Here is a 24,671-nt window from a genome sequence, read left to right on the forward strand (position 1 = left end):
ACCTGTTTGGCCAGATCAATGCCGATTGTTGTAACTTGCATTGGGTAGCTCCTTTCCTAGCAGTGATAAACAACTGCAGTATGGCGCATTGCGACGCCGGTTGGAGCAGGAGCTATCCACCCCATCGAGTTCGGCGGGCCGCATCGCAGCATGGCAGAAGGTGAGTGAATGTCCGGAATGGGCCGATCGCGGCTCCAGCATTTTCTTTTCAGCGTCATCCATTGTCATTAAGAAGCTCAAGAAACTCCTGTAAGATATGGGAATCTCGTCGGTCGCCCCTCCAAATGGCACAGATCGGCGTTGAATATCGATAAACCTCTGGTAGCAACTCATAGTACTCGCCACCCATCAAGTCCTGGCAGTGCAGCGGGAAAAAGCCAAGGTAGATACCACTTCTCACCAAGGCCAGAACCGCTTCGGTTTGATAGACAGTGCTGCCCACCGGAAATTTCTGTTTGCGCAGTCGTAACCTGTTGCTTTCGAAATACCCGCGAAACACTAGCTTGTGCTTGCACACCTCCTGCTCGGTCAGTTCAAGGCCCTGCTGGGCAGGCTTTGTGAGCGGATGATCTCCACCGCAGAAAAGTCCAACCGGCTCATCATAAAGCTTGTGGTATTCTAAGCTGGGATGGCGTTGGTAGTCAGGAACAATACCAATATGCAGCGTTCCATCTATCACACCACGCTCTACTTCGTTAGGAGATCCGATCATCAAGTCAACAGACACGCCCGGCGCTATGTGCTGATATTCGCGAATGGCAGGCACCAGAGGGTTCCGCAAGTCCGACACTGTGTAGTCGATCATCCCTATGTCTATCTTGCCGACCAAGCGGTTGCTAATACTTGCTATGTTTGACGTGAAGTCCTCGGCCGAGTTCAAAAGTTGATCGATATAGGTAAGCGCTTTTCGTCCCTGTTGAGTCAGGTAAAATCCCTTGCGCCCGCGATGGCAAAGACGCAGCCCTAGACGTGTTTCAAGATCTGAAATTTGCCGCGAAATAGTAGAGCGGCCGACGCCGAGCTCGGTCTGTGCAGCTGATAATCCACCACATTCGATGACGGTCTTGAAAACACGCATCAGTCGCAGATCTACCTCGCTAATTTTTCCTGAAAAGGCTTTCTTTCGTCGCGGCATAGGAGACCATTTTATAGATATGTTTGTTGCATATAAATGCAACAAACATTTGTTTTGTTCAAGTTTATACCTCCCTCAATTCATACTACTACTGCTGGAACACCATTTACGAGGCAGCGCGTGACCTGGACTCCCGAAAAACTATCCACCCTCAGACAAACGTTCTCCCATGCCACCGGCGGAGATATTCAAGACCTAAATTTCAGGCGGATTGCGGACAAGATTTTTTCCGAAGGTGGCCGCCGGCCGGCGCCGTACTCGGGCATGCCGACGCTGTTGGATGCTCCGCATCAAGTCGTCGGAGAAGATACGCTCGGAATCGCAGATCTGGATGTAGCCCTCTTTGGAGTGCCAATGGATCTGGGTGTAACGAACCGAAACGGGGCACGGTTTGGCCCGCGGGCCGTAAGGTCGATTGAACGCGTGGGACCCTATAACGACGCGCTTGATTGTGCCCCCGTATTTGAGATGGCCGTGGCGGACATTGGTGATGTACCGCTGCAGAGCCGGTTTGACTTAGCCCAAAGTCATGAAGATATCGAAAGCTTTGCCCGCAAGATTATCACTGATGGCGTGATCCCTCTTGCGGTTGGCGGCGATCATTCGATCAGCCATCCGATCCTGAAGGCCATAGGCGCGGATCGACCCGTCGGGATGATCCATATCGATGCTCACTGCGACACAGGCGGATCTTATGAGGGTGAGAAGTTTCATCATGGCGGACCGTTTCGAAATGCGGTGCTCGACGGAGTGTTGGACCCTGAACGTACCATTCAGATCGGCATTCGCGGCGCGGCTAAGTATATTTGGGAGTTCTCTGAGACCTCAGGAATGACAGTAATCGAAGCCGCGGACATCACAGATGCGGCCCTGCCCGACATCATACGCAGGGCCCGCGATGTGATAGGTGACGGCCCCACATACCTCTCCTTTGATATCGACAGCCTTGACCCGGCGTTTGCGCCGGGCACTGGCACGCCCGAAGTCGGCGGACTAACCACACGGGAGGCCCTGAGGATCTTGCGCGGCATGAAGGGCGCAAATCTGGTTGGCGGCGATGTCGTCGAAGTGGCACCAGCTTATGACCCAACAACAAACACAGCACAAAACGGGGCGCAAATGCTCTTTGAGATTCTGAGCCTGATGCAGTTTTCCCGGTCCAGAACAAGCTGAAGGAACATCAAGATGAAGATCACGCGCACCGAAAAGAGCACCCGCATGAGCCAAGTGGTTGTTCATGGGGACACGATTTATTTGGCGGGGCAAGTGGGCGAGGGCCCCGACATGTCAGCTCAGACCCAGCACATGTTGTCCGAGGTTGATAGATTGCTGGCCACTGTTGGAAGCGATAAATCACATATCCTGTCTGCGACAATTTGGGTTGCCGATATGGCGCAGGTCGATGACATGAATGCAGTCTGGGAGGCTTGGATTGATCCCAAAAACCCGCCTGCACGCGCCTGCGTCGAAAGCCGTCTGGTTGCACCTGAATTTCTGGTCGAGGTGATGGTGATTGCCGCCAAAGCGTAAAGCATCAGTTGCATAACAATCAATTAAACAGGGGAGAAAAGATGACACAGAAAAGCAACCAGACAATGAGCGACAGGCTGGCGCATGCCGCCCGCAAAGGAAAAATCTCACGCCGATCATTCATGAATTACTCAGCAGCCGCGGGTATGACTTCGTCTGCGGCAAGCGGCTTCTGGGGCACCTCAGCCAAGGCCGAACCCAAACGCGGTGGAAAATTCCGCATCGGTCAGCATGATGGCAACACCACTGATCAATACGATCCAGGTCAGTATATCTCATTCATGGACATTGCCTTAGGCCACACGCACCGGTCATACCTTACGCTGATCAATACAGATCAGACATTGGGGCCTGACGTGGCCTCGGAATGGTCAGCATCACCGGATGCCACAGAATGGACCTTCAAACTCAATGACCGCGCCACGTTCCACTCGGGTAAGAAGGTGACGGCCGCGGATGTTATCGCAACGATGAACCATCACCGCGGCGAGGCGTCCAGCTCTGCCGCTAAGGCGCTTTTGAGCAGTGTCGAGGATATCGTCGACAATGGCGATCACTCAATCACGTTCAAGCTTTCCGCGCCCAATGCCGACCTACCCTGGATCATGCCGGATTATCACCTGGCCATCGTACCCGGTAATGAGGACGGCACGGCCAACTGGCAGTCTGGAGATGGCTGCGGGCCCTACAAGATCGTGGAGAACGAACCCGGCATCGCCACCCGCTTGGTGCGCCACGAAGACTGGCATGGTGAGGGCGCTTGGTTTGATGAGGTCGAATTCATCATCATAAACGACCCCAATGCGCGTCAGACCGCCCTGCTGACAGGCGATGTGGATGCTATCAGCCAGATCGAAAACAAAACCATGTCCCTGCTTGCACGTGATCCCAACATCGAGGTCGAAAACGTGCCGTCGGCGCAATGCATTACCTTGCCGATGCATGTTGATACTGCGCCGTTCGACAATCCGGACGTGCGTATGGCGCTGAAATTGGCGATCAACCGTGAAGAGATGATTGAAAAAATCGCCTTTGGGGCTGCGACGATCGGCAATGATTTTCACCACTCTCCCGCCATGCCGTATTGGCCTGACGACATCCCGCAACGCGAATATGATCCGGATCAAGCCAGATCGCTTCTGAAAAAGGCTGGTATGGAGGATTTGAGCGTCAGTATCCACGCAGCGGAATCCATCACAAACGGGGCAATTGACGGGCTGATCCTTTACGCTGAACATGCCAAGGCTGCCGGCATCAATATTGACGTTGTGCGAGAACCAAATGATGGCTATTGGTCAGAGGTCTGGTTGAAAAAGCCGTGGTGCATCGTCGCCTGGGGCGCGCGCCCGACTCCTGACGTAATGTACAGCCTAGCCTACAAGGATGATGCGGCCTGGAACGAGACCCGCTGGAAGAACCCGCAGTTCAACGAAATTCTGCTGCTGGCCAAGGCCGAGTTGGATGACGCCAAGCGCGCAGAAATGTACCGCGATATGGCGTTGATCTTGCGCGATGATGGTGGCTCGGTCATTCCCTACTATCCTAATTTCGTTTATGCACGGCGCAGCAATGTGCAGCATTCCGGGCAGTTGGCCGCAAGCTGGATGATGGATGGGTTCCGCGCCGCCAGCCGTTGGTGGTTTAACGCCTAATCGAAGAAAGATGGGCGGCCTATCAGCTCTGGCAATGACCTCAGCTTGTGCATTGTCAGAGCGATTTTTTTTTGAACCACCTGGGTCGTCATGAGGTATCATCCTTCACCAAATGAACCGCGAAGGCAGAGTTATGAAAATTCCCTTTTTGTCGCAATCTGATTTGGAGGCCTTGAACCTCAGTACTCAAGAGATTGTTGACAGTATCGAGAAGGTTATCCGAGCCAAGGCCGCGGGCACCGTATGGGCAGCGCCCAAGGCTGTTGTCACGCCACCGAACGATCAGCGTTACATGATGGCGGCGTTGGCGGCGATGGACGACCCATCGCTTCTGGCCGTCAAAACAGTTGTGCTCAACCCTGACAACACGGCGAACGGGCTGCCCCAGATCAACGGTCTTGTGACCATGCTCGACAGTGTCACAGGCCTGCCCGCCGCGGTGATGGATGGAAATTGGATTACAGCTGTGCGCACGGCGGGTCTGAGTGCAGCCGCCGCGCGAAGAATGGCCCATCCGGAGGCCACGACAATAGGCTTTGTTGGCTGTGGTGTTCAGGCGCAAAGCCATCTGAACGCTTTTTCGGATATCTTTCCCCTCAGCCATGCGATCTATTACGGGCGCGGCCAGGCCAATCAGGATAAGCTTGCGGCCCTAGCCAAAGAACGCGGTATGACATCCTCGTCCTGCTGCACTGGTCAGGAGGTCGTTGAAAATTGTGACCTGTTGGTCACCACCGTCACGCATACTGGCGGCGACGCGCCATTCTTGGATGCCTCGGGCATGCGGCCCGGCGCCTTTGCCGCGATTGTAGACCTTGGTGCGCCTTGGAAACGCGAAAGCTTTGGCATGCTGGACAGGGTGGTCATTGATGATCTTGCTCAGGAAGCTGCTTTGCCCAATAAACTTTGCGACCCTGAACTTATTCATGCCGACCTTTCTCAGCTCATTCTAAGTCAGAACGATAGCACGACCGCGTCATCAGATCGAACAGCGTTCATTTTTCGAGGTCACGCCCTAGGGGATCTTGCACTGGCCGTTCTAGCCCTGGAGCGACACCACAACATAACAGGTTGAGCCTTCCTACAGAACTTCGTGATTTACGCAAAAATATTGAGCGACATTAGCATAGTTACTTCGTTCACGGGTCTTTTCAGGTGGTTGGATGGTCAGAATCTAGCTATGGATTACAGCTTTATTCTGTGCTGCCGTCGTCCAACTAGGCCAAAGTGCTGCAATCTGCACGAACGACCGCTTCGGAGAATGGGGTCGGTAAGAATTTCAGATCGTCGAATGTCCGGAAAGGGCCGTCCTTGCTGGTGATGGTGCGCCTGTGATGTGCACATGCTGCGACCGACATAATGGCGGCAGCGAGCCCAAACTGTATGGTGCTGCTCCGCGGTCGAACGGCGGCAATGCGGAGTGAACCAAACCTCCTTCTGTTGAGATCCATGTGCATTCCTAAACCCTTGTCAACCTAGCGCGTGGATCGCGTAATCCCTTTTTCGGTCGATCTGATATCTCTGGCCGACTTCTAAGAATCCTACGTACGTGATATGGTTTCGGTTGGGAAATCGCGTCTAATGAAGGGATCCAAATAAAATGTCAGCAGAAAAGCAATTGGAGGACCTGAAGGGTGGATGGGCGGCGCTCGCAGCAGGAGAGATGGACAAACTCGCCAGTTTCTATGCTGAGGACATGATCTTCGTGTTGCCAGGCCAAGACGATGTCTTGAAAGGACGGTCGGCCTTTCGGGTTGCGCTCGATGGCATAAGCCAGGCACTCCCGCCGGGTTTTGACATCACCGACCTGCGTTACTGCCAGGGTGAGAATGAGATCGTTAATATCATAGAGTTCAAGTCAGATAAGCTGCCGAACGGATCGCAATGTGCGGTCCTATTCAAGTTTGGCTCAGACAGCTTGATTATCGAAGAGCGCTGGTTCGTCGATACTGAGCAGTGGAAGGCCGCCTTTTAGAGGAAACTCTCAACTCTCTCGGCAGTATTGACGAAGCCAATCGTTCGAGCTTTCGTTACGATGGCTTGGAGCTCGTCCGCGACCTGCTCGCCACGCCCTGCTCTAGAAAGAATTCTGCCCCGTTCGGAAAAGAATCGGCTCCAGGGCAGCGGCTGTTCGCTGGTATAGTTTTCCAAGCATTGAGCATAGCGTTCTGCCTGATCCCAATCTTCAAGGTCTAGGCACACATCGATGGCGTCGCGGTAAAACCATAGTGGATTGTGTGCTCCGACGCCCTTTGCAAGCAGAGCTTCGCCCTCTTTTAATAGTGCTCGGCGTTTGTCCCCGGCTTGGCTCACGAGTGCAAGACTGCCCAGAGCACGGCCTCCCAAGAACAGCATGTTTGACACTGATTGTCGGAAACTCTCGACCGCACCGGAGATGAACCGTTCTGCTTCTTGACGATTCCCTTCGATTGCGGAGATTCGCCCAAGATACTCCCGGAAGACGTTCTCAAAGCGTGTTGCGCCAATACGGTTTGCGACTTTGATTCCGGTTAGCGCCCAATTCCGTGCCGCATCAGTATCGGTTAGTTCGAGGATGTAGACACCAACAAGCAGTGCAACAACCTCGGCGCGCGGGTTAAAGAGCTTCCGAGCGAGTTCCAGGGCGGCTTTACTGTCCGCGAGGGCGTCATGTGGTCGGCAGAGATATAGAAGGGTCTGCCCACGCATCGAGAGGTTGGCGGCGATGACATTTTCGAACCCGTGCTCTTGGCTCAGGGAAATGCATTGGTCAAACCGCTCATGGGCAGTGACCATCCGACCGGCCGCGAACTCCGCATCGCCTAAATTACCATAGGCCTGTGCTTCCAATTCTCGAGATCCTGCTTCAAGGGCAAAGTCGAGCGATCGATTGTTCTCTTTGAGACAGGCTTCGATATTGCCCCGCGTAAAATGAACACCGCCTCGAAGCTGGCATATTCTAGCGCGTTCCTTCGGAAGAGGTGACGAATTTGCTTCGCGGCGTGCGTCATCAAGTGTTTTCAAGAGTTCATCATGTGCCTCGGTGATGCGCAAACCTTCCGCTATACCAACGAGCGCCCGACATCTGCCCTTATTGTCTTGTGCCGAGTCATATGCATCGCGATAGGCTGCAATCATCTCACGGGAATTGCCCAGCCGTCGCGAGAGGTCACCCACAAGCATGTGAAGCTGAAATAGATCGGAACCCGAGGCGATCTCCCCGCCGCGCATAGCCAATTGGAGCGCACCCTCATAGCGAATTCGTTCCGCCGCTTCCTTTGCAGCGGCAAGCAAAGTGGCACCAGCCTCAGGTGCATTAGCGCGATCGAGATGTTCCGCATGCAAGGTGAGATTGCGATCTTTGTAATATACCGCCGCTCGCATGTTCAGCTCTCGCCGCCGATCACGCAGCAGGGAAGCATTCGCGCCGTCACATATGAGAACGTGACAAAATACGAATTCTTCACCTTCGACACGGAGCAACCTATGCTCGATCAGTGAGTGGCAATCATAGGATTTGGATCCAATTAAGCTGCGCAACGCCGCCAGCTCAAAGCGGTTGCCGAGCACCGAAGCAGCTAAGATCGCCTCGCGATCCTGTTCTGGTAGCCTATCGATCCGAGCTAGAACTAAGGCATGAATCGAGTCAGGCAGGTCTAAGTGTTGCTCTTCGGATAGATCGCCCATCATTTGTTCGAGGAACAGGGGATTTCCGTCGGCTCGCTCTACGATAGGCGCTAGCTCCATTATCGACGTCTGCGCGAACGCCTCAGCTAGGCGCATTGCGTCCTGGTGTTGAAGGGGTTGCAGCTCCATCATCGTAAATGGGCAGCCACGAAAGGACGATACAAAGTCTTGGGACAGAGCCCATTCCTCGGTCCGGCTCGTTAGCAAAAGCATCGATGGGCAGCTGCGAAGGTCGATCGCAAAGCCCGTCAACGCATCGAGCGTGCGTTTGTCTACCCAATGAACATCCTCAATCACGATCAGACGGGGAACATAAGCCGCCAAAGAGGAAGCTAGCGCACCCATAGTTCTCCTGATGCCAGAAAGGCGCTCGTCGCTTTGCATCTCCGCATAGCTGGACTGTAGGCGATCCGGTTGCGGCAAATCCAGAAGGTCATAAAGGAAGACCGCATCCTCGCTGGCAATGACATCTGATGAAATGAGCTGTTCATGGGCTCGACGCCGCTCTTTCTCACCGGCGTTGATCGGAATCTCCAACAAGCCCGCAACGAGGTCTCGTAACACCCGTGGCCCTCGCACAACCCCAAAGTCGACAATCTGAACAATGTGGGGAGCAAATCCAATCGCCTGGGCCGTTTTTAGAAACTCGCTGACGAGTCGCGTCTTGCCTATACCAGCCTCTCCGCGTAGCAATACAATCTGTCCTGATTGTTCCGCGAGAATGCTTTCCGATATAGCATGTAGCTGTCGACTCTCGGCTTCGCGACCAACGAAGACCGAGTCTTCTGCGTCCAGCATCGATTGCCGAAAACCCTCGAAAACCCATGCTGGAATAGGCGCTTCCAGCCCTTTCACTTTGGCGCTTCCGCGCGACTTGAAATTGGCGATCGTTGCAACGGCGCGATGTACTGCATCAGAAACAAGTGTCTCGCCGGGCTCTGCCATGTCGTCAAGCCGGGACGCCAGGTTCACGGTATCGCCAGTAACGGTGTATTCGACGTGACGAGCACTGCCTGTCTGGCTTGCGACTACACGACCCGAGGCGATTCCAAGGTGCGTGCGAAGCAAATGGCCTGATTGTTCGCTCAATCGGTGCATCGCCCTATGGATCTCAGCCGCGGCACGCAAGGCACGTTCTGGGTCGTTAGAGTGCGCAACCGGTGCGCCGAAGACAGCCATGACGCAGTCACCGATATGCTTATCTACTCTGCCGCCATGTTCTTCGATGATTGCGTCGACTGCGTTGAAGTAGCTGTTAAGCAATTGGTGCGTCTCTTCTGGGTCCAGCGTCGCCGAAAGCCTAGTGTAGCCGCTGAGATCAGCAAACAGCACTGTAACCGGCCGCCTCTCTGCGGGAAGCTGTGGTTCGTCAGCGCCAATTTGCCCTATCGCCTTGAGAATCTTCTTTCTGTGACCGAGTAAGACGCCGATTGAAGAAAGGTCGGCGTCCGTCAGCTCTGGCAGGGTCTCCATATCGATCGCGTTCTCGTCGAAGATCGTGCCATATTGATCTAGGCCGATTTCTTTCAACCAATCCAATACAGACATCGATAGTGATTCCCGGTTTCGATTTGAAGGTTAGGATAGCAAAGCCCGGAGCCTATGTCGTGGCTGCAAGTCGGGTCACGCTTTGTCGCTGTGCGGCACGAGGCCGATCTAGCCTCAACGGCAGCAATCAAAGCCAACCGGGACATTCGAAATCTGGCTCAAACGGTAGCTTATGTCCGCGATGTGTGAGTTCGACAAAGCCCGGAATTCGCACCCGTAGCGAATGACCGCAAAGCGGGCTGCGACCGCAGCATCTTGACCGGTCAGTGAACGGCAGGAATGGGCCGTGAGCTCCAAGCTAATTGGGGGGTAAATCCGAAATTCTGCGCTACCTCCGAGGTCTGCTGTGAGCCCATTCTGACTAATGCTGCAAGACGCATCAAAGGCAGCTTTGGAACAAGCCCTATGCTCCCTTTCGAACCTAGTGCGTTGTCTGTAGGTCATGTGAGGCACCTATTAAATCTTTGCGGGGGACGCGAATCTGGCCGCAAGCGCAAGGCGCTTGACCAGAAAATAAGATCACGCAACTCTGTTGAAGTGGAGCTAGCCACTTCGAGCAAGTTGGACAGGGTAGGTTTTACATAGTGAATGGATGGGGGAGATATTAAATTTCGATGGGATGCCAAAATTCCTAACAGTTGATTGGAATTGCGGAGACTCAATACTGGCGGCGTGTTTCCTCGCACCGGGCAATGGCATCATCGACCTCGGCGAGGAGCAATTCGAAAAAGAGGCTAGTGTTGCTATGGAAGCAGAATTCATGACCTCCTTCCCAAACCCTAAACTCACGCGCGATTTCTTCCGATTGGCTAGGGATCACGGCGGTTTTGATTGGACCCTTGAAGGCCACCAAGCGGAAACTGGAAACTCATTGGATTCAACACGTAGTTCGCAGGCCAAACGGTGCGACAAGCAATGACCATGCAGAACCGAGAAGTAGCGGCAAGCATTGGGCTGGTGATCGGTGGTGCGCTCTGGGGGCTTTACTGGCTGCCCTTGCGTTTTTTGGCAGAGCTGGGCCTGCCCGGCGTCTGGGCCGGCTTGATCATCTACCTTGGATGCGGCTTAGTGGTAGGCACACTCGTGTTTTCGGGACGGTTCGCGATCAAACATCGAAGTCTCGATTTGGCCATCTGCGGGTTGGCCACCGGTGCCGCATTCAGCCTTTATTCAACATCTCTGGTGTTCACGGATGTGGTGCGAGCCATCTTGCTATTCTACCTCACCCCTATCTGGGGCACACTATTGGGTCGGGTATTTCTGGGCGAGGCGCTGACATCTGCCCGGGTGTTCGCACTTGCAATGGCCTTTGGGGGGGCTTTTGGTGGTTTTAGGCCTCGGCGATGGCTGGCCAGTCCCCCGGAACATCGGTGACTGGCTTGCGCTGGCCTCTGGCATGGCCTGGGCCTTTGGCTCGATGCGCGTGTACCAACTTACAGATGTGACCACCTTCGAACAGATGGCTGCGTTTGTCATCGGGGCGCTGGTCATCACCGGCCTAACCATGATTGCGGCACCAGAGTTACTTACGGCAGGCACAGGAATTTCGGACGGTCTTCGCGCCCTACCTTGGGGCCTGCTCATGGCTCTTTATGTTATTCCGATGTTAGTGCTCACTGTGGGACCTGCACGGTTGCTGACGCCCGGTCGTGTTGGAATATTGCTGATGAGTGATGTGCTTGTTGGCGTAATGTCCGCAGCAATATGGTCCGGCGAGCCGTTTGGCTGGCGCGAGGTGTTAGGCAGTGCACTCATCATCGGCGCGGCGGTGGTCGAAGTGGCCGGGCAGCGTCCTCAGGGACGCATGCCTTCATCTGAGTGACACAGGTGGGTTAAAAATCACGTTCTTGGCTGATTAAGGCACTGACATATGGCTGGCAGAAGCAACGCTGATCACTATGGGCACCGCGCGAAGAGCCTTTTCCTGGGTGGTGTTCACCTGAAAGTTGCTGAGGCTTCACGCTGCGAATTGCTGGTTTTGATGCTAGTTGGTGCTGCTAAGTGAACAAATAGCGGAGCCTCGACGCAAATATACAAAGGACCAATTCATCAGAAATTTTGCTGAAATACCTTAGTGGGCGGTTTTAACCGACCACGATCAATTGGTGAAAAAGCCGAATGGGTATTTACGAATGAATTGACCTCTCAACAAGCGCGAGGCCGCTCCATTTCGTTGACCTCCGTCCCTAAACTATCCCGGATGCAAGTGTTCCGGGGCCTTTTTAAAGGTGCCTAATGGAATTTTTACCGCGAAGTGAACGCCGTCGCATCGGTCTTATCGCTGGGTCCGGCCCCGAGGCCGGTGCCGATTTGTGGATAAAGGTAATAGAAGAAACCAAGGATCTGTTAGGTGAAAGATACGCAGGTGATCTGGATGGGCCGCGCGTTCGAATAATTTCATCTCCGATTCTTGGGCTTTCCATGGAGCTTGAGACCAATGACGTTGCGGTCTGGCCGGAGCTGGAGCGGGTGTTTTCCGACATCGCGGGCCAGACGGATTTTGTTGCTATCGCATGCAACACGTTGAATTACTACGAGCGTCAGATCAAAGCAGAACCGCGTATTGCAGAATTGGTCTCTGTCGGGGATGTCGTTGAACGCTATCTGACTGAACATGGCCACGATTCCGTCGCTTTGCTCGGATCAGCACCAGTGACGAAAATGGATAATTGGTCAGCCTATCAGCGCCTCGCCAGAAAATTTAACGTCGAAGTACCCGATGATACGGCAGAGCTCCACCAGATTATTTATGACGTGAAACGCTTCGGCGGAAATGATGCCAGCGTCGTGAAGCGGTTCGGCGAAATGATTGACAAGCTTGAGAGCGAAACCGTACTGCTTGCCTGTACTGAACTGCCGCTCATCAATTATAAAAATGCGCAAAAGGATCTAATCGATGTCACGCGTTTGCTGGCAAGGCGATTGGTTGAAAAATCCTTTTGCAAGGATGCATAAGTCATGAGAACGCTTGTTATTCATACCGGGGGAACCATCGGAATGGTTCAGACCGCTGAGGGTTACGCTCCTCAACTGGGCATCGTGGAGGATTGCCTTGTTGAATTGCACAGCATGAACAAGATTACCGGCGACTTTGAACTGGTTGTGGCCGACCCCTTGATCGACAGCGGCAAGGCAATGCCCCATGATTGGAATTGGATTGGCGGTACTATCTCTGATCATTACAACGATTTTGATGCTTTTGTCGTGACACATGGATCAGACACAATGGCATTTACATCTTGTGCGCTTAGCTACGCTCTGGAAGGGCTGGACAAGCCGGTTATTCTAACTGGGTCCATGCTACCGCTCACGGTTCAGAACAATGATGGCTTGCGAAACCTGACAGACGCCATGAATGCGGTTCATGATGCGGGCGCCGGCGTCTGGGTGCAGTTTGCGGGCCGTCGGCTCCATGGCACCCGTGTCCGAAAGTCCCATTCATCTGCCTTTGATGCCTTTCACGATGCTGCCATGGATGTTCCTGCGCGCCGGATTGTGGATGCGTTCAAATGGCAAACCTACAGTACTTTTAATGTGCCAGTTCTCGCATTTACGCCCGGAATGGACGGTGAGATATTGGAACATTGTGCTGAGCGCGCTGACGGGATCGTTCTGCGATGTTATGGTTCGGGTACGGTCCCGGACTTACCGGAACTCGCACCAGCACTCGGTTTGGCTAAAAAGCGCCATGTTCCCGTAATCGCGACCAGTCAATGCGCAGAAGGAGGGGTCGCGCTTGGGACATATGCTGCAGGTGCCGCATTGCTGGAAGCAGGTGTTATCGATGGGCGGGATGCAACAGTTGAAGCTGTCTATACAAAATTGTTGTATGGGCTGAGCAAAGACAGTTCTGAATGTGATCTCAGATCGACGTTGGCGGCCCCCATATGTGGAGAGTTTGCTCGCACAATTCTCAGATAGGCGCTGCTTCCAGAAGATGCGTCCCTTCGCGCAAGTCGCCGCTGATCATGCGCTGGACATCCGCGGGTATTCGATCATCACCGGGCAATAACAATCCGCAAAGTCCCAAAGATTTGCGAATATCCACGTTTGTGCCAAGAAATTGTAGCACGATTTGTGTGGCTGTTGGTGGTCGAGAAGCATGCGCCGCGACACCAGACATCACGCCACTCAGATAACGAATGCGGTTGGTGTAGCTTGGGTAGAGAATAATCTGGATCGCCTCATTGCGGGTAAGCGTTTCCATCGCAGTGATGAACAAGCGATCCCCTAAAGTGAAGCAGGCTCCCTCGTATTTGCAAGTAAATCCATCGTGGTTCTGCTCTCCGATGACTTCTAGTGTTTTAATATTCATACTGAAGGGAGTGCGATATATTTTTGTCAAACTTTTCAGAATCTTGCCGGGATTGGACATGGAGTTGTAGTAGGAGAAATAATATCCTGCGTAAGCATCAAGTTTGGAGCGAGAGTCCTGGATAACTTTCTCGGCCTCAAACATGATGACATTTTTATCAATTTCGATGCCGACCCCTTGAGGCTTTAACCGGACCAACTCTTTAAACTGGCCGTGGGGCATCAATAACTCCGCTTCTTCAACGCCAAAGAAATCACATATCTTTCGCATCAGACGCAGCGAGGGTAATGTTTGGCCGTTCAGGTATCGATTGAATTGTGAGCGGTTCATCCCAAGTTTGCGGCAAACATCTGCAATAGAATGATGATAGCTGCATAACAGTCTTAGATTGTCTGGTAAGTCTCTCGGCACTGCTTGGGCTCTTCATCGCTACTTGATGCTATTTATGGACCAAGTAGTAAACGAAATACCCTGTCTTGCAAATCGCACTTCTAAGACCTCACGCCTAACGTTCCGCTGTTCAAACAAAATAATCTACTGAACGGAGGGATATATGGAACTGCTAGAAAGATTATTCGGGGTTATAGGAGACCTCACCTGGGGATGGTCACTCATTCCCATACTCGTCATCTTTGGGGTTTTCCTGACAATTGCTACAGGATTTGTCCAATTTCAATTTTTCAAACGGATGTTTCGGGTTTTGAGCAATAAACAGGCCGACCCAAACAAAATTTCCGCGCGCGAGGCTTTGTTGATTTCGGTCGGCGGGCGTGTTGGCGGTGGTAACATTGCTGGGGTGGCCGTGGCGATCACTCTGGGCGGTCCCGGCGCTGTTTTCTGGATGTGGGCGATTGCCATTGTGGGTATGGCGACCAGTTTGGTCGAATGTTCAGTGGCACAGCTTTACAAACGTGCTGACGGAACCGGATCGTATCGTGGCGGGCCTGCACGCTCCATCATTCACGGATTAGGTGAGGACTATCGCTGGTTGGCGATTATCTATGCAATCTGTCTAATTGCCGCCTTTGGTGTCGGCTTTGTTGCATTCCAAGGTAACACGGTGGCGGGTGCGGCCTATGATAGCCTGGGGATAGATCGGCTCTGGACTGGTATCTTCCTGACTGCTGTAACTGGGTTTGTTGTCTTCGGTGGTATTCACCGGATCGCCAAAGCTGCTGACATTGTCGTGCCAATCATGGCCATTGGATATATCGGGATGGCGTTGATCATCATCGTGATGAACATAGGTGAAGTACCTGCTGTATTCTCCATGATTATTAAAAATGCTTTCGGGTTTGAAGAAGCCGTTGGCGGAGGCATGGGCGCTGCAATCGCACAGGGTCTGCGACGTGGTTTGTTCTCTAACGAAGCTGGTTTGGGTTCAGCTCCGAACGTTGCGGCCACCGCAGAAGTACGCCACCCGATCAGCCAGGGCATCACACAGGCGTTCTCGGTTTTCATTGATACAATCCTGATCTGTTCTTGCACAGCGTTCGTGATCCTGCTGGGTGACGTTTATGTACCAGGCGCCGAAGGCATCGATGGTGTTGCCCTGACACAGCAGTCTCTGGTCCATCACCTTGGCGACTGGGCGCAGTACTTCCTGACCGCTGCGATCCTGCTGTTTGCATTCAGCTCGGTCATCTACAACTACTATCTGGGTGAAAACGCGATCACCTTTCTGACCGACAGCCCGATGGGGATTCTGGGCCTGCGCCTTCTGGTTATGGGCGTGATCATGTTGGGGGCCGTTGCGCCAAATGCAACTGCGGTATTCTTTTTCTCGGATCCTATGATGGGTATTCTGGCACTGGTGAACCTGTTGGCCATCATGATGCTTTTCCCGATTGCTCGGCGCATCCTTCAGGATTTCCGCAAGCAGTTGAAAGCAGGTGTTGAACGCCCGGTATTGAACATCGACGATTTCGCTGATCTAGATCTCGACCCGGAAGCCTGGCCTAAACGTGAAGAGAAAGCGACCTAGTTGCTGATAACACCACTTTCGGGAGGCGCGATCTGCGGCTCCCGATTTGCTTCTGAACCAGAGGCGGCTCGAAATCATCGTCAGCGGCTCAGAGAAAACAACTGCAACAGGTTTCCCTTGGTGACGAGACTTTTGAGTTACATGACGGAGAGGCTAGAGTTTGCAAATGTCTAATTCGCTCGGTGTCCAGATAATGCCCGTTGAATCATGCCAATACCTTTTACGAACAACCGATCATCGCTCAACACGCATGTGAATCAGGTCCTACAGGTCACCGACAATTTAGCAATCTACACAAATAGTAAGTTTGTAAATTGAAAGAAGCCGTCATTGGCGCGCGCGCGGCGAAGGTCTGAAAAGTCCGCGTTGCTGCCATTGATAGAACGACGATCTAAGGTCGGCTTTGCGGACTGAGCGGACTTGTGCAGCTGCAGCTATTGCTCACGCAGCATTTCTTCGCGCCTGTGGCAAGTTTTTCGCTGCGATGCAGCCCATGTCACCGAAGTGGTCATTGAACTCCGTCATGTGACGCCGAATCCAAACTGTTCTTTTGCAACGTTCTGGCTGAACCAGAAAGGAGCCGGCCTTTGCCTCCGTTTGAGCGACAGCAATGGGAAACAGGTATGCGGTTGTAGCGTGCAATTCTGAGGAATCTGATGTACTTTACTCAGACTTTTGGAGCTTCATCTCAGAAGCTTTTATAACTTTATTTTGGAGGCAATATGATTAAGCTATTTTTAAGTACCGCATTGATAACGATTATTTTTTCGCAGGGCGCTCAAGCGAAAACCTACGAGTGCGACGCTGTTGAGAGTATTGCCATGCTTGGTATATCGCCTCGATCTCCTGTGTCGATAAGCGCCGATGAAGACGAAGATGAGTGCAAGTTTTCAGTCAATGGGGCAAAAGTTGGCAGCCCTCCCCAAGAACAGATATCGGACGCATTCAACCGGCTACTTTTCCAAGATCGATTGCTGTTCAGTGGTCAGTTTGATGCGACTGCGCTTGCTGCCATGATGTTAGCGGCGGGTCCAGATGATAGCACTGATGAAGTATCTTCGCTTCTATCCGACGCTGAGACAGAAATTTCCGGATGCATCAGCGATCTAGAAATGCGGGCGCCAGGGTCATTCAATGACCTGTTCGTGCAAGAATTTTCATCCTTTGATAGTTCCGGCTTGTGCGTCGTACTTGACTCAGAGGGTTTTGAGTTTGAGGCAATCTCTTTTCGATATGACGAGGGCGACAATATTCCAGTATTACTGATCTTCTTGAAACGGGGATCGGTCACCAACCTCTTGGCTATTCCTAGGCCGCCGCAATGACCGACGAAGACAACACTGAGAAACCTCATTGGCTTGTCCGGTTCATTCGAAAGCTCATCTTCGAGTCGGGGTGGGACTTTCTTAAGGCGGGCATCCTTGCCGCGTTCTTCTTCGTTTGGGGGAACTTCTTAGGATTGTTCGTAAACGAACCCCGAGAATTTGATTTCTCACGGGGGTTAATGGGCGAGTATTTTGAAGGTTACGGTTATCTTACAACTGCGTTTCAGCACTTTAGCGACGACACCGAAGAGCGGGTGCCGCTGTTGTTCGAACCGCCCGAGTTAGCAGACGTCAGGGTCTGCAAGGATACCGTTGGATTCGAAGACACGCCAACGGGCTTTAATTACATGACGCTGCTAGCGGCACGATTGCCAAAATGCTTGGTGTTCAAGCAAACAGATCGAAATGAGACGACGGTTGGAGTGTTTTCATTGCCAACTGATGCGAGCGAAATAACCACGGTCGAGCGTGGTGGAGAACAGCGGTATTTTTGTGGATGTCCAGAACAAGTAGTTACCGAGTATTTAAAACATCCCGATTTGTATCCAGACCCTCCAAAAGACTGAGAAGTTACCCGGCTGCGTACTGAACCGTGGTGGTTTGCCATGGGGCGCTTATCATGATTTGGTGTTCTCTTGCTCTCTGAGTATTGCCTGAATGGGCAGTTTCTCCGCCGCATTGCAGCGGCGACGATCACGCAATAGCTGCGTTCTTACTCTGCGATCGCACGCAGCGGGAAATTCTGATTCACAATTTGGGCTCCAAGTCGACCTTTGCTGCAATTCCTGTGAGTGTCAGCTATGAGATATTTTGGCTTGTTACATAAATCAGATGCTGTGAGTTATAGGTTCAGAAAGTTTGAAATCCGGCTCATCCGAGTAACCCATGAAAACTGGGGTTGGGGTGGTATTAAATGTGGTATGAATTATATATTAATCAATTAAATAAATTATGAACAATACATTAAGAGATTTGTTTTGCTGACTGTCGCTCCGCCAGAATGATTGTAAGTATTTGAAATATAATAGTTTTATTTTTAGATGTGGTGCAAAATGTGGTGCAATTTGTGTCCAAGTGACGGAGTAATTACTGTTAGAATCTGCAGTTCTCATATTGGCTGAATCGCGTCTCAAAAGCTTCAACCGGTCCTTCTCGAAAGTTTCGACATGCTAAGTACGCTAAAAACTGATGCTTGCCTCAATTTCCAGCATCCAGCCAAAGGCAGAAACACGGTAAACGAGCTCTATAGAGGCGTAGATAGCAACCTTAGCAAATTCAAAGTTGTTTCCTTAAAGCGGAAGTTCACACAACAAGTGATTTAGACACAAGAGCCCATAGCCATCAATTGCTATGTGAACTGATCGATGCTGGTGCATTCGGCAGCTACAAAGCTGAATCGGACTTCCCTGATTCATTCGGCCACTCTTCAATTTCGTCCAGATGTTTCTGAGCTGCGCTTCTAACGTCCGGTGCAATTGTGTTATCGAGCGTAATTCGCTTGAGGCGCTTTTTTACGCCATTAACACCTTCAAAAAATGAATTGAGCGTCTCAGGACGAATATTGTAATTTACACCACCAGGCGAAGACTCGCTCCAGCTAGTCATTGCTCCCAACACCTTGATAAAATCCTCATCACGTTCAGTCTGATCTCTGATCCACGTCCGAGGCCCATCAGTATCCCCAAGCTGATACCAAGCAAACATTAACTTTAAAAAATGGGGGACATTGAGAAGCTCCGCAGGAGGCGTTTCTGTCAAACGAGTAACAAACAATTTTTTGCAGATTTCGAATTCGTCTTCCGAGAGTAGCCATGATTCTTTGGGTTCACCCTTCGTCCCGACCGTGCCATGTGCGAAAGTTGTTTCTCTAATGATACTGGCCAACCAAGCGAAAGATTTGGCTGTAGTGAACAGATTCTGCAAAGTTTTTGTTCTTGCTTCTTTGACTTCTATCTGATCGATCAATCCAAAGATTTCGCGACGGTTCCCCTTCAAAAACTCTACATAACCGGAATTCGTTTTGGCAAAAGGTACCAATTCGTCAATTGCCTCTCCCATCACTTGAAACAAGCCTGCAACTTGATTGGCGGATATATTTGCGCTTAAGCCAACTATACGATCAATAAGAACCTCAGCGAGGCGTCCACCTTGAGGTCGCTGCGAGTTGATCAATTTCCGAAAACTTGCAAGCGCCTTCTCTGGTTGCTGCTCGCAAGTAATCAAGAACTGATCGACGTAACTATCGTCGAGGTTCCCAGAGGGGCTCGAAAATGAGAAGTAATAACTGAAGTGGCTTGGGCTTGCCAATCTTTGTTCGCGCATAAAAGCTTTCAGCTCGTCAGCACTGCTCAGTGAGAAAACTTTGAATTCATTGCGTTCTTGTGTCAAAGATATCCTGTTTAGCCCAGGTAGATGAGATTGTAAGTCAAATATAAACCTTATTTCTTCCTCACCGCTTTTGTCGATTACTTCCAAAAGCTCTCTGCCAAAGCGCCTGTCTGCGCCTGGAGCAACGTAACCCCAGTCGCCAATTCCCGAAAGTGTGGATACGTATCTCTCAATCCAGTTAAAGAGGTTATGATTTTTGGAGCGTACAAGATGAAGAAACACCATATCGCCAGGATCAACTTTATCACGGACAGGTACAAAATTAAGCTTTAGAGAATTTACAACACGTACCACGTCACGGGGGGTCTCCAAGAACTCATTGCACCATTGGTGATAAACGCCTTCCAATCGGCTCTCGACTCCAGCCTCCATCTTCGCACCGTTCAAAAGTTTAGACATTTCGGCTTTCAACCAGTTACGAAGATCAAAGCTCATCGCATTTGGGACTTTAAATGAGGCCTGGACAACCTTCTCAAGGTACGACTTTCCATTAGGTATTTGGAGCGCGGTTTGAACACTGGCTGCGATTACATCCAGATCATAAGCCAAGATGTATGCAACATTTGGAAAATCCGCGACCGCTTTCACCAGTCGAAGAACTTCGGCAACTTCTGATGGTTCCAAGCGATCTAAGTCATCTACAAAAATGACGATGGGACGATTGAGTAATTCGAGTTTTCCTCGGAGTTTTTCATTGAGTTCGCCCAGCGAAGTTTCTGAAAGCTCGGCCGCCTTGTCTCCCGACTTTCTTAAAAACTTTGCAACGAATCCAGCATACGGCGCACCTGCCAACTCCGCGAGATCGGCCAGTGCTGCTATGCTAGAGGAAGCTTGTGCATATCGCTCAAGAATCTTCTTTGTGTCGTCTTTTTCGCGTTCTGGGAGTGTTTCAAGAACTACTGGCTCTAGATCGGCAAAGAGTTGCGCCAGTAGTTCATTCCGACTGCCCACTAACCAAGGAGCAAACCTAATTACCTTCGGTCCACCCTGACGCTTCTCAAGTTCGTCCAAAGCCATATTAACTAAGGATGACTTTCCTGATCCCCAAGCGCCTTCGACGCCTACTACGAACCCTCGGCTCAGATCGTTTTGAAGAAATGCTGACGCTAGGTTATCAGCTATTGCTCTGAAACCTAATTTATCTTGCTTGGCATTAACTAGTGGTTCGTCGTCAATCAACCTACTTTGTCCTTCAATTCTCTTTGTAAAATATAATCTTAGCCTTAACCTCGCCTACTCCGGGAGTCTACGAAAACTGACTTGAACAGCTCGGATCGCAATTTGTTCTTTTCGCTGAGCAGCACTCTTCCGATGGATGGGAGGGGAGGCCGCTCTTCAAGGCAATGCAATCTTAGATAAAATCAAGGTCAAGATCGCCGATAAGTCCAATGGATTGATCAACCATTGTCGCGGGTAGTTTAGATCGCTTGCGAATACCTGCCAATTGCTGCCGTTTGCGAAACGCGGTGTCGTAGCTGCGGCGAAGGTCAGCTGCGTGGCCTCTTTTTGTCAACTTCGGTCGATGGTGGAGCGTCTGTTTTCTTTGAGCTGGCGCCTATGAAAGGGGTTGCTTCGGGCTGGCTTCTGTTACTCGATCGACCTTGGAGATCGGTAGTTCGATCTGCTGAGCAGAAGTGCTTTCTCTATTTATTGATTGGCTTGTAATGTTGTCCCGCTGAAGGGAGGGCAGTACCCTTGTATATGGCGAGCGTTTTTAATTTATGGATCGCCTTAGAGGCGAATATGGCCATTATTAGGCCTAAATTTGTGGTGCAAAATGTGGTGCAAAATGTGGTGCAAATTTACTAAACCTATCCGATAATAGTTATAAATATCTGCTAGTTATATGTTAATTGTCTTAAATTTGAAGGGCTGTCGCTCCGCCACCCACACCTGTCTCATTTTTCCATGTCCAAATTGCCTGGATTTCATGCGCAATTCCTGCGGCTTGCGAAACCCCCTCACCACCAGAGACGTCCCGTGGTGATGTCAGCCATGAAGGACATCAATGGGGCGTATAGTCGTCGAGCCGCTTAGAACCTCTTATGGTATTGGAAATGGTCCTGGTGCGATGGCAGCCATGCGTCAGCGCGATATCCATTCATGAATGTGTTCTTTTGCCCGTGTGCATGCTTCGCGTAGATCAGATCCCCAAGCGATTTCGCAGGCCACAACAGTAGCAAGCGAGCATCCGGTTCCTCGTTTTTCCTGTTCGAGGCGCGGCAGACAAAATTTGTGTTTACCTTCCTTGTCAACGAGGTGGTCGCAACAAGTGTGTTCTGCACTGTGGCCTCCCTTTATCAAAACGGCTTTTGCTCCGAGTTTGAGAATCATACTTGCCTGAGTTATTATTTCTGCTTCGGACCGCGCAATTGGGTGCTTAGTTAGGGCACCAGCTTCGATCAGATTTGGGGTCAAAAGGCGTGACATCTGGATGAGGCGAGCAAGAGCTGTTTCATCGCCCAAGCGGCCGCCGGACGAGGCTTTCAACACCGGGTCAATCACGATCGGGATTACACAGCCTGTCAGGGCATCGGCTATGGCATTTGTGGCGTCTTTGCTGCCGACCATCCCGATCTTGATGGCATCTGGCGGGCCGTCTGCAAGGGCGGCATGAATTTGCGAAGCGATCACCGGGGCAGGCAGCTCGTGCACCAGGTGAACCGCTGCATTTGTTTGTGCTGTGACACAGGTCACCACCGGTTTGGCAAGGCAATTGAACTCGTGCGCCACTGCTGTATCGCGGGTCAGACCAGCACCGCCACTGCTGTCGCTTCCTCCAATGATAAGGACCCGTTTCATTCGCAGGCGCTCATCGCCAAAAGTGCTAGATTTCTATGGCCAATCGCTCGCAATCTGCTTGCGGCTCGCCAGGCTCGCAGTCCGCTGGTACAGCAAAGGACCATCCTCCGGTCAGTATCAGATCGATATGTTTCAATATCTTCGACCTTCATACGTTGGGCCGAGGCGGAGGCAGATTCGGGCGCTTCGGAACTGCTGCGTAACTCAACGACCTGATCTTCGGGGCGCAGCGCGTCTCGCGACAAAAAGGGAAGAGCGGTCTCTGGCTCTGGAGCTTTGTGAAAAGTGAAGCCTCCAAATTGCAGCGCCTTCAAATCAAGTGTCACCATCCGGCCCATCGGTGATGGATCTTGCTGTAAAATGATTTGCAATGTGATTTGTGCTTGCAGCGCTCCGATCATACCTACAACTGGGCCCAGTACGCCTGCGCTCGCGCAGGTCCCGCCGCGTTCAGGTAAATCTGAAAACACCGCGCGCAGGGACGGGGTTTTATCCCCGCAAAATCCCCCGACATATCCGGTTTGGCCCAAGGCGCTGGCGGAGACCAGCGGGACACGTGCGTGCTGACAAGCATCGGACAGTATATAAGAGACGGCAAAACTGTCTGCCGCATCGATCACAACATCTGCAATGCTTACCAAATCCTCAGCAAGATCCGGATGTATCGCCTGCACCCGGGCTTCTACCTCTATGTCGGGATTGGCTGCAAACAGATGCACGCGGGCGGCAAGGGCCTTGGGTTGTCCCAGATCTGACATGCGGTAAAGCGGCTGTCGATGCAGGTTGCTTTCCTCGACATGGTCGGGGTCGATTAAGGTGATGCGCCCAACGCCTGCACCCGTAAGGTATTGCAAAGCCGGGCAGCCCAGGCCACCAGCTCCGACCACCAGAACATGGGCTTTTGCCAATCGTTTTTGCCCATCTTGGCCGACTTCGGGCAGGATCATTTGCCGTTGATAGCGGGTCATGTTGCACAGACCCTGAGCCACTTGCGGGTCTGCGTCTCGGGATCTGAAGCCTGCTGAATGTCCGTCACAACTGCCGCACTATCTGCACCAGCAGCAAAAACACCGGGTGCCCGCTCGGGTGTCAGTCCTCCAATGGCAACGAGTGGCGTTTTGCCCGCAATTTCTTTCCATTTGCTGACACGTTCCAGCCCCTGCGGTGCCCATTTCATTTTCTTGAGCAGGGTCGGATAAACAGGCCCAAGCGCAACATAGGCTGGGTCATGCGATAACGCGCGCTCAAGTTCCGTTTTGTCATGGGTCGACAGGCCAACATGAACCCCAGCACGACGAAGAGCGGCAAAATCTGCTTGATCCATGTCCTCCTGTCCAAGGTGAACAAAGTTGCAATTTAAATCGAGAGCAATTTCCCAAAAATCGTTCACCACCAATTGAGCGCCGAGCACGGCGCACAAATCCCGGGCGCGGGCGATCTGACGGCGCACTTCGATTTCAGACTCATCCTTGATCCGCAATTGCACCAACTTTACGCCCAGCGGCACCAAAAGCTCCAGCCGTCCAACGTGCCCCGTGATCAGATAAAATCGTTCCATCATGCCAGCTCCGCCATGCCAAGAATAGGGGTTGAGGGCACCGCCATGTCACGAGGTTCCATCGGATCGGCCAGATAACCACTGCGTCCGGCGGTGAGGGCCTGCGCCATCGCCTGCGCCATCAAAACGGGATCACCTGCCTTCGCCACGGCGGTGTTCAGCAAGACCGCATCCATGCCCAATTCCATTGCTTTGCAGGCATCTGATGGGCGGCCAATACCTGCATCCACGATCAACGGCACATCCGGGAAATGCGCCCGCATCGAGCGCAGGGCGTCTGGCGTGCGCAACCCTTGCCCCGATCCGATGGGTGCGCCCCAGGGCATCAAAATCTCGCAGCCAGCGGTCAGCAGTTTTTCCCCGACGATCAGGTCATCGGTAGTGTAGGGAAAAACCTTAAAGCCATCAGAGCATAGGATGCGGGCGGCTTCGACCAAGCCAAACACATCGGGCTGCAGGGTGTCTGCATGACCGATCACCTCAAGCTTGATCCAATCAGTGCCAAATAGTTCTCGTGCCATATGGGCCGTGGTCACGGCTTCCTGCACCGAATGGCATCCGGCTGTGTTGGGCAGGATGTGACAGCCCAGATCATGCAACGTATTCCAAAATCCCGCGCCAGACCCATCTGCGGTTTCGCGGCGTAGTGATACGGTGATCACGTCGACACCGCTGGCTTTGATCGCGTCTTTCAGTATCTGAGGCGAGGGATATTGCGCGGTGCCCAACAGCAGTGGGCAGGGCACTTCCGTTCCGTAAAATTGCATC

The 24,671-nt window shown here is 52.1% G+C and carries 22 protein-coding genes; 14 read left to right on the forward strand and 8 right to left on the reverse strand.

Features of this window, described 5'->3' with window-relative positions; genetic code table 11:
* Positions 1–214 precede the first annotated feature (214 nt).
* Positions 215–1,135, reverse strand: a complete 921-nt coding sequence (locus ROA7450_RS07380; RefSeq protein ID WP_085805069.1) for a LysR family transcriptional regulator — start codon at positions 1,133–1,135, stop codon at positions 215–217.
* A 264-nt stretch (positions 1,136–1,399) separates the two neighbouring features.
* On the opposite strand from ROA7450_RS07380, the gene speB reads away from it, so the two are divergent.
* The 5 genes from speB to ROA7450_RS07405 all read left to right on the forward strand — a co-directional run bounded on the left by speB (position 1,400) and on the right by ROA7450_RS07405 (position 6,292).
* The gene (speB, locus tag ROA7450_RS07385) at positions 1,400–2,308 is read left to right on the forward strand and encodes an agmatinase (protein ID WP_234999465.1); all 909 of its coding nucleotides are present in this window, start codon (positions 1,400–1,402) and stop codon (positions 2,306–2,308) included.
* A 12-nt stretch (positions 2,309–2,320) separates the two neighbouring features.
* The gene (locus ROA7450_RS07390; protein ID WP_085805071.1) at positions 2,321–2,665 is read left to right on the forward strand and encodes a RidA family protein; all 345 of its coding nucleotides are present in this window, start codon (positions 2,321–2,323) and stop codon (positions 2,663–2,665) included.
* A 41-nt stretch (positions 2,666–2,706) separates the two neighbouring features.
* On the forward strand, positions 2,707–4,317 hold the full coding sequence (locus tag ROA7450_RS07395) for an ABC transporter substrate-binding protein (protein WP_085805072.1): 1,611 nt from the start codon (positions 2,707–2,709) through the stop codon (positions 4,315–4,317).
* Positions 4,318–4,450: 133 nt separating this feature from the next.
* The gene (locus tag ROA7450_RS07400; RefSeq protein WP_085805073.1) at positions 4,451–5,392 is read left to right on the forward strand and encodes an ornithine cyclodeaminase family protein; all 942 of its coding nucleotides are present in this window, start codon (positions 4,451–4,453) and stop codon (positions 5,390–5,392) included.
* A 525-nt stretch (positions 5,393–5,917) separates the two neighbouring features.
* The gene (locus ROA7450_RS07405) at positions 5,918–6,292 is read left to right on the forward strand and encodes a nuclear transport factor 2 family protein (protein ID WP_085805074.1); all 375 of its coding nucleotides are present in this window, start codon (positions 5,918–5,920) and stop codon (positions 6,290–6,292) included.
* Here ROA7450_RS07405 and ROA7450_RS07410 read toward each other — a convergent pair.
* A complete protein-coding gene (locus ROA7450_RS07410) occupies positions 6,289–9,531 on the reverse strand; it encodes an adenylate/guanylate cyclase domain-containing protein (protein ID WP_085805075.1) in 3,243 nt (1,080 codons plus the stop codon). The two genes, ROA7450_RS07405 and ROA7450_RS07410, sit on opposite strands and share 4 nt — an antisense overlap.
* A gap of 54 nt (positions 9,532–9,585) precedes the next feature.
* Between ROA7450_RS07410 and ROA7450_RS21420 the strand changes: the two genes are divergently transcribed.
* The 6 genes from ROA7450_RS21420 (at position 9,586) to ROA7450_RS07435 (ending at position 13,452) form a co-directional block, all read left to right on the forward strand.
* Positions 9,586–9,720, forward strand: a complete 135-nt coding sequence (locus ROA7450_RS21420) for a hypothetical protein (protein WP_268808453.1) — start codon at positions 9,586–9,588, stop codon at positions 9,718–9,720.
* A gap of 403 nt (positions 9,721–10,123) precedes the next feature.
* Positions 10,124–10,450 (forward strand): hypothetical protein, encoded by a 327-nt coding sequence (locus ROA7450_RS07415; RefSeq protein WP_085805076.1) that lies wholly within the window; start codon positions 10,124–10,126, stop codon positions 10,448–10,450.
* Positions 10,447–10,905, forward strand: coding sequence for an EamA family transporter (locus tag ROA7450_RS07420; RefSeq protein ID WP_085805077.1), 459 nt, complete (start codon positions 10,447–10,449; stop codon positions 10,903–10,905). Before ROA7450_RS07415 ends, ROA7450_RS07420 begins: the two co-directional genes overlap by 4 nt.
* The gene (locus ROA7450_RS07425) at positions 10,856–11,353 is read left to right on the forward strand and encodes a DMT family transporter (RefSeq protein WP_143534392.1); all 498 of its coding nucleotides are present in this window, start codon (positions 10,856–10,858) and stop codon (positions 11,351–11,353) included. Before ROA7450_RS07420 ends, ROA7450_RS07425 begins: the two co-directional genes overlap by 50 nt.
* A 413-nt stretch (positions 11,354–11,766) precedes the next feature.
* Positions 11,767–12,486, forward strand: coding sequence for an aspartate/glutamate racemase family protein (locus tag ROA7450_RS07430; RefSeq protein WP_085805079.1), 720 nt, complete (start codon positions 11,767–11,769; stop codon positions 12,484–12,486).
* Between the two features lie 3 nt (positions 12,487–12,489).
* The gene (locus tag ROA7450_RS07435; protein ID WP_085805080.1) at positions 12,490–13,452 is read left to right on the forward strand and encodes an asparaginase; all 963 of its coding nucleotides are present in this window, start codon (positions 12,490–12,492) and stop codon (positions 13,450–13,452) included.
* Here ROA7450_RS07435 and ROA7450_RS07440 read toward each other — a convergent pair.
* The gene (locus tag ROA7450_RS07440; RefSeq protein WP_268808454.1) at positions 13,445–14,257 is read right to left on the reverse strand and encodes a helix-turn-helix domain-containing protein; all 813 of its coding nucleotides are present in this window, start codon (positions 14,255–14,257) and stop codon (positions 13,445–13,447) included. The two genes, ROA7450_RS07435 and ROA7450_RS07440, sit on opposite strands and share 8 nt — an antisense overlap.
* 142 nt (positions 14,258–14,399) lie before the next feature.
* Between ROA7450_RS07440 and ROA7450_RS07445 the strand changes: the two genes are divergently transcribed.
* From ROA7450_RS07445 to ROA7450_RS07455, 3 genes are all read left to right on the forward strand, one after another.
* Positions 14,400–15,830 carry an alanine/glycine:cation symporter family protein gene (locus ROA7450_RS07445; protein WP_085805082.1) on the forward strand — a complete coding sequence of 477 codons (1,431 nt, stop codon included), beginning with the start codon at positions 14,400–14,402 and terminating at the stop codon, positions 15,828–15,830.
* A 722-nt stretch (positions 15,831–16,552) separates the two neighbouring features.
* Positions 16,553–17,155 carry a hypothetical protein gene (locus ROA7450_RS07450; RefSeq protein ID WP_085805083.1) on the forward strand — a complete coding sequence of 201 codons (603 nt, stop codon included), beginning with the start codon at positions 16,553–16,555 and terminating at the stop codon, positions 17,153–17,155.
* Positions 17,152–17,721, forward strand: coding sequence for a hypothetical protein (locus ROA7450_RS07455; protein ID WP_085805084.1), 570 nt, complete (start codon positions 17,152–17,154; stop codon positions 17,719–17,721). Before ROA7450_RS07450 ends, ROA7450_RS07455 begins: the two co-directional genes overlap by 4 nt.
* Positions 17,722–18,538: 817 nt before the next feature.
* Here the strand turns inward: ROA7450_RS07455 and ROA7450_RS07460 are convergent.
* The 5 genes from ROA7450_RS07460 to ROA7450_RS07480 all read right to left on the reverse strand — a co-directional run bounded on the left by ROA7450_RS07460 (position 18,539) and on the right by ROA7450_RS07480 (position 24,670).
* A complete protein-coding gene (locus ROA7450_RS07460) occupies positions 18,539–20,722 on the reverse strand; it encodes a KAP family P-loop NTPase fold protein (RefSeq protein ID WP_159454018.1) in 2,184 nt (727 codons plus the stop codon).
* Positions 20,723–21,628: 906 nt separating this feature from the next.
* Positions 21,629–22,345, reverse strand: coding sequence for a bifunctional hydroxymethylpyrimidine kinase/phosphomethylpyrimidine kinase (gene thiD, locus ROA7450_RS07465; RefSeq protein WP_085805086.1), 717 nt, complete (start codon positions 22,343–22,345; stop codon positions 21,629–21,631).
* The gene (locus tag ROA7450_RS07470) at positions 22,342–23,313 is read right to left on the reverse strand and encodes a HesA/MoeB/ThiF family protein (RefSeq protein ID WP_085805087.1); all 972 of its coding nucleotides are present in this window, start codon (positions 23,311–23,313) and stop codon (positions 22,342–22,344) included. The genes thiD and ROA7450_RS07470 overlap by 4 nt, the downstream gene beginning before the upstream one ends.
* Positions 23,310–23,903, reverse strand: coding sequence for a thiamine phosphate synthase (locus ROA7450_RS07475; RefSeq protein WP_085805088.1), 594 nt, complete (start codon positions 23,901–23,903; stop codon positions 23,310–23,312). The genes ROA7450_RS07470 and ROA7450_RS07475 overlap by 4 nt, the downstream gene beginning before the upstream one ends.
* Positions 23,903–24,670: a thiazole synthase gene (locus ROA7450_RS07480; RefSeq protein WP_085805089.1), complete on the reverse strand. Its 768-nt coding sequence runs from the start codon at positions 24,668–24,670 to the stop codon at positions 23,903–23,905. The genes ROA7450_RS07475 and ROA7450_RS07480 overlap by 1 nt, the downstream gene beginning before the upstream one ends.
* Between the last annotated feature and the right edge of the window lies 1 nt (position 24,671).

The organism is Roseovarius albus (assembly GCF_900172335.1).
GTDB classification, from domain to species: Bacteria; Pseudomonadota; Alphaproteobacteria; order Rhodobacterales; family Rhodobacteraceae; genus Roseovarius; species Roseovarius albus.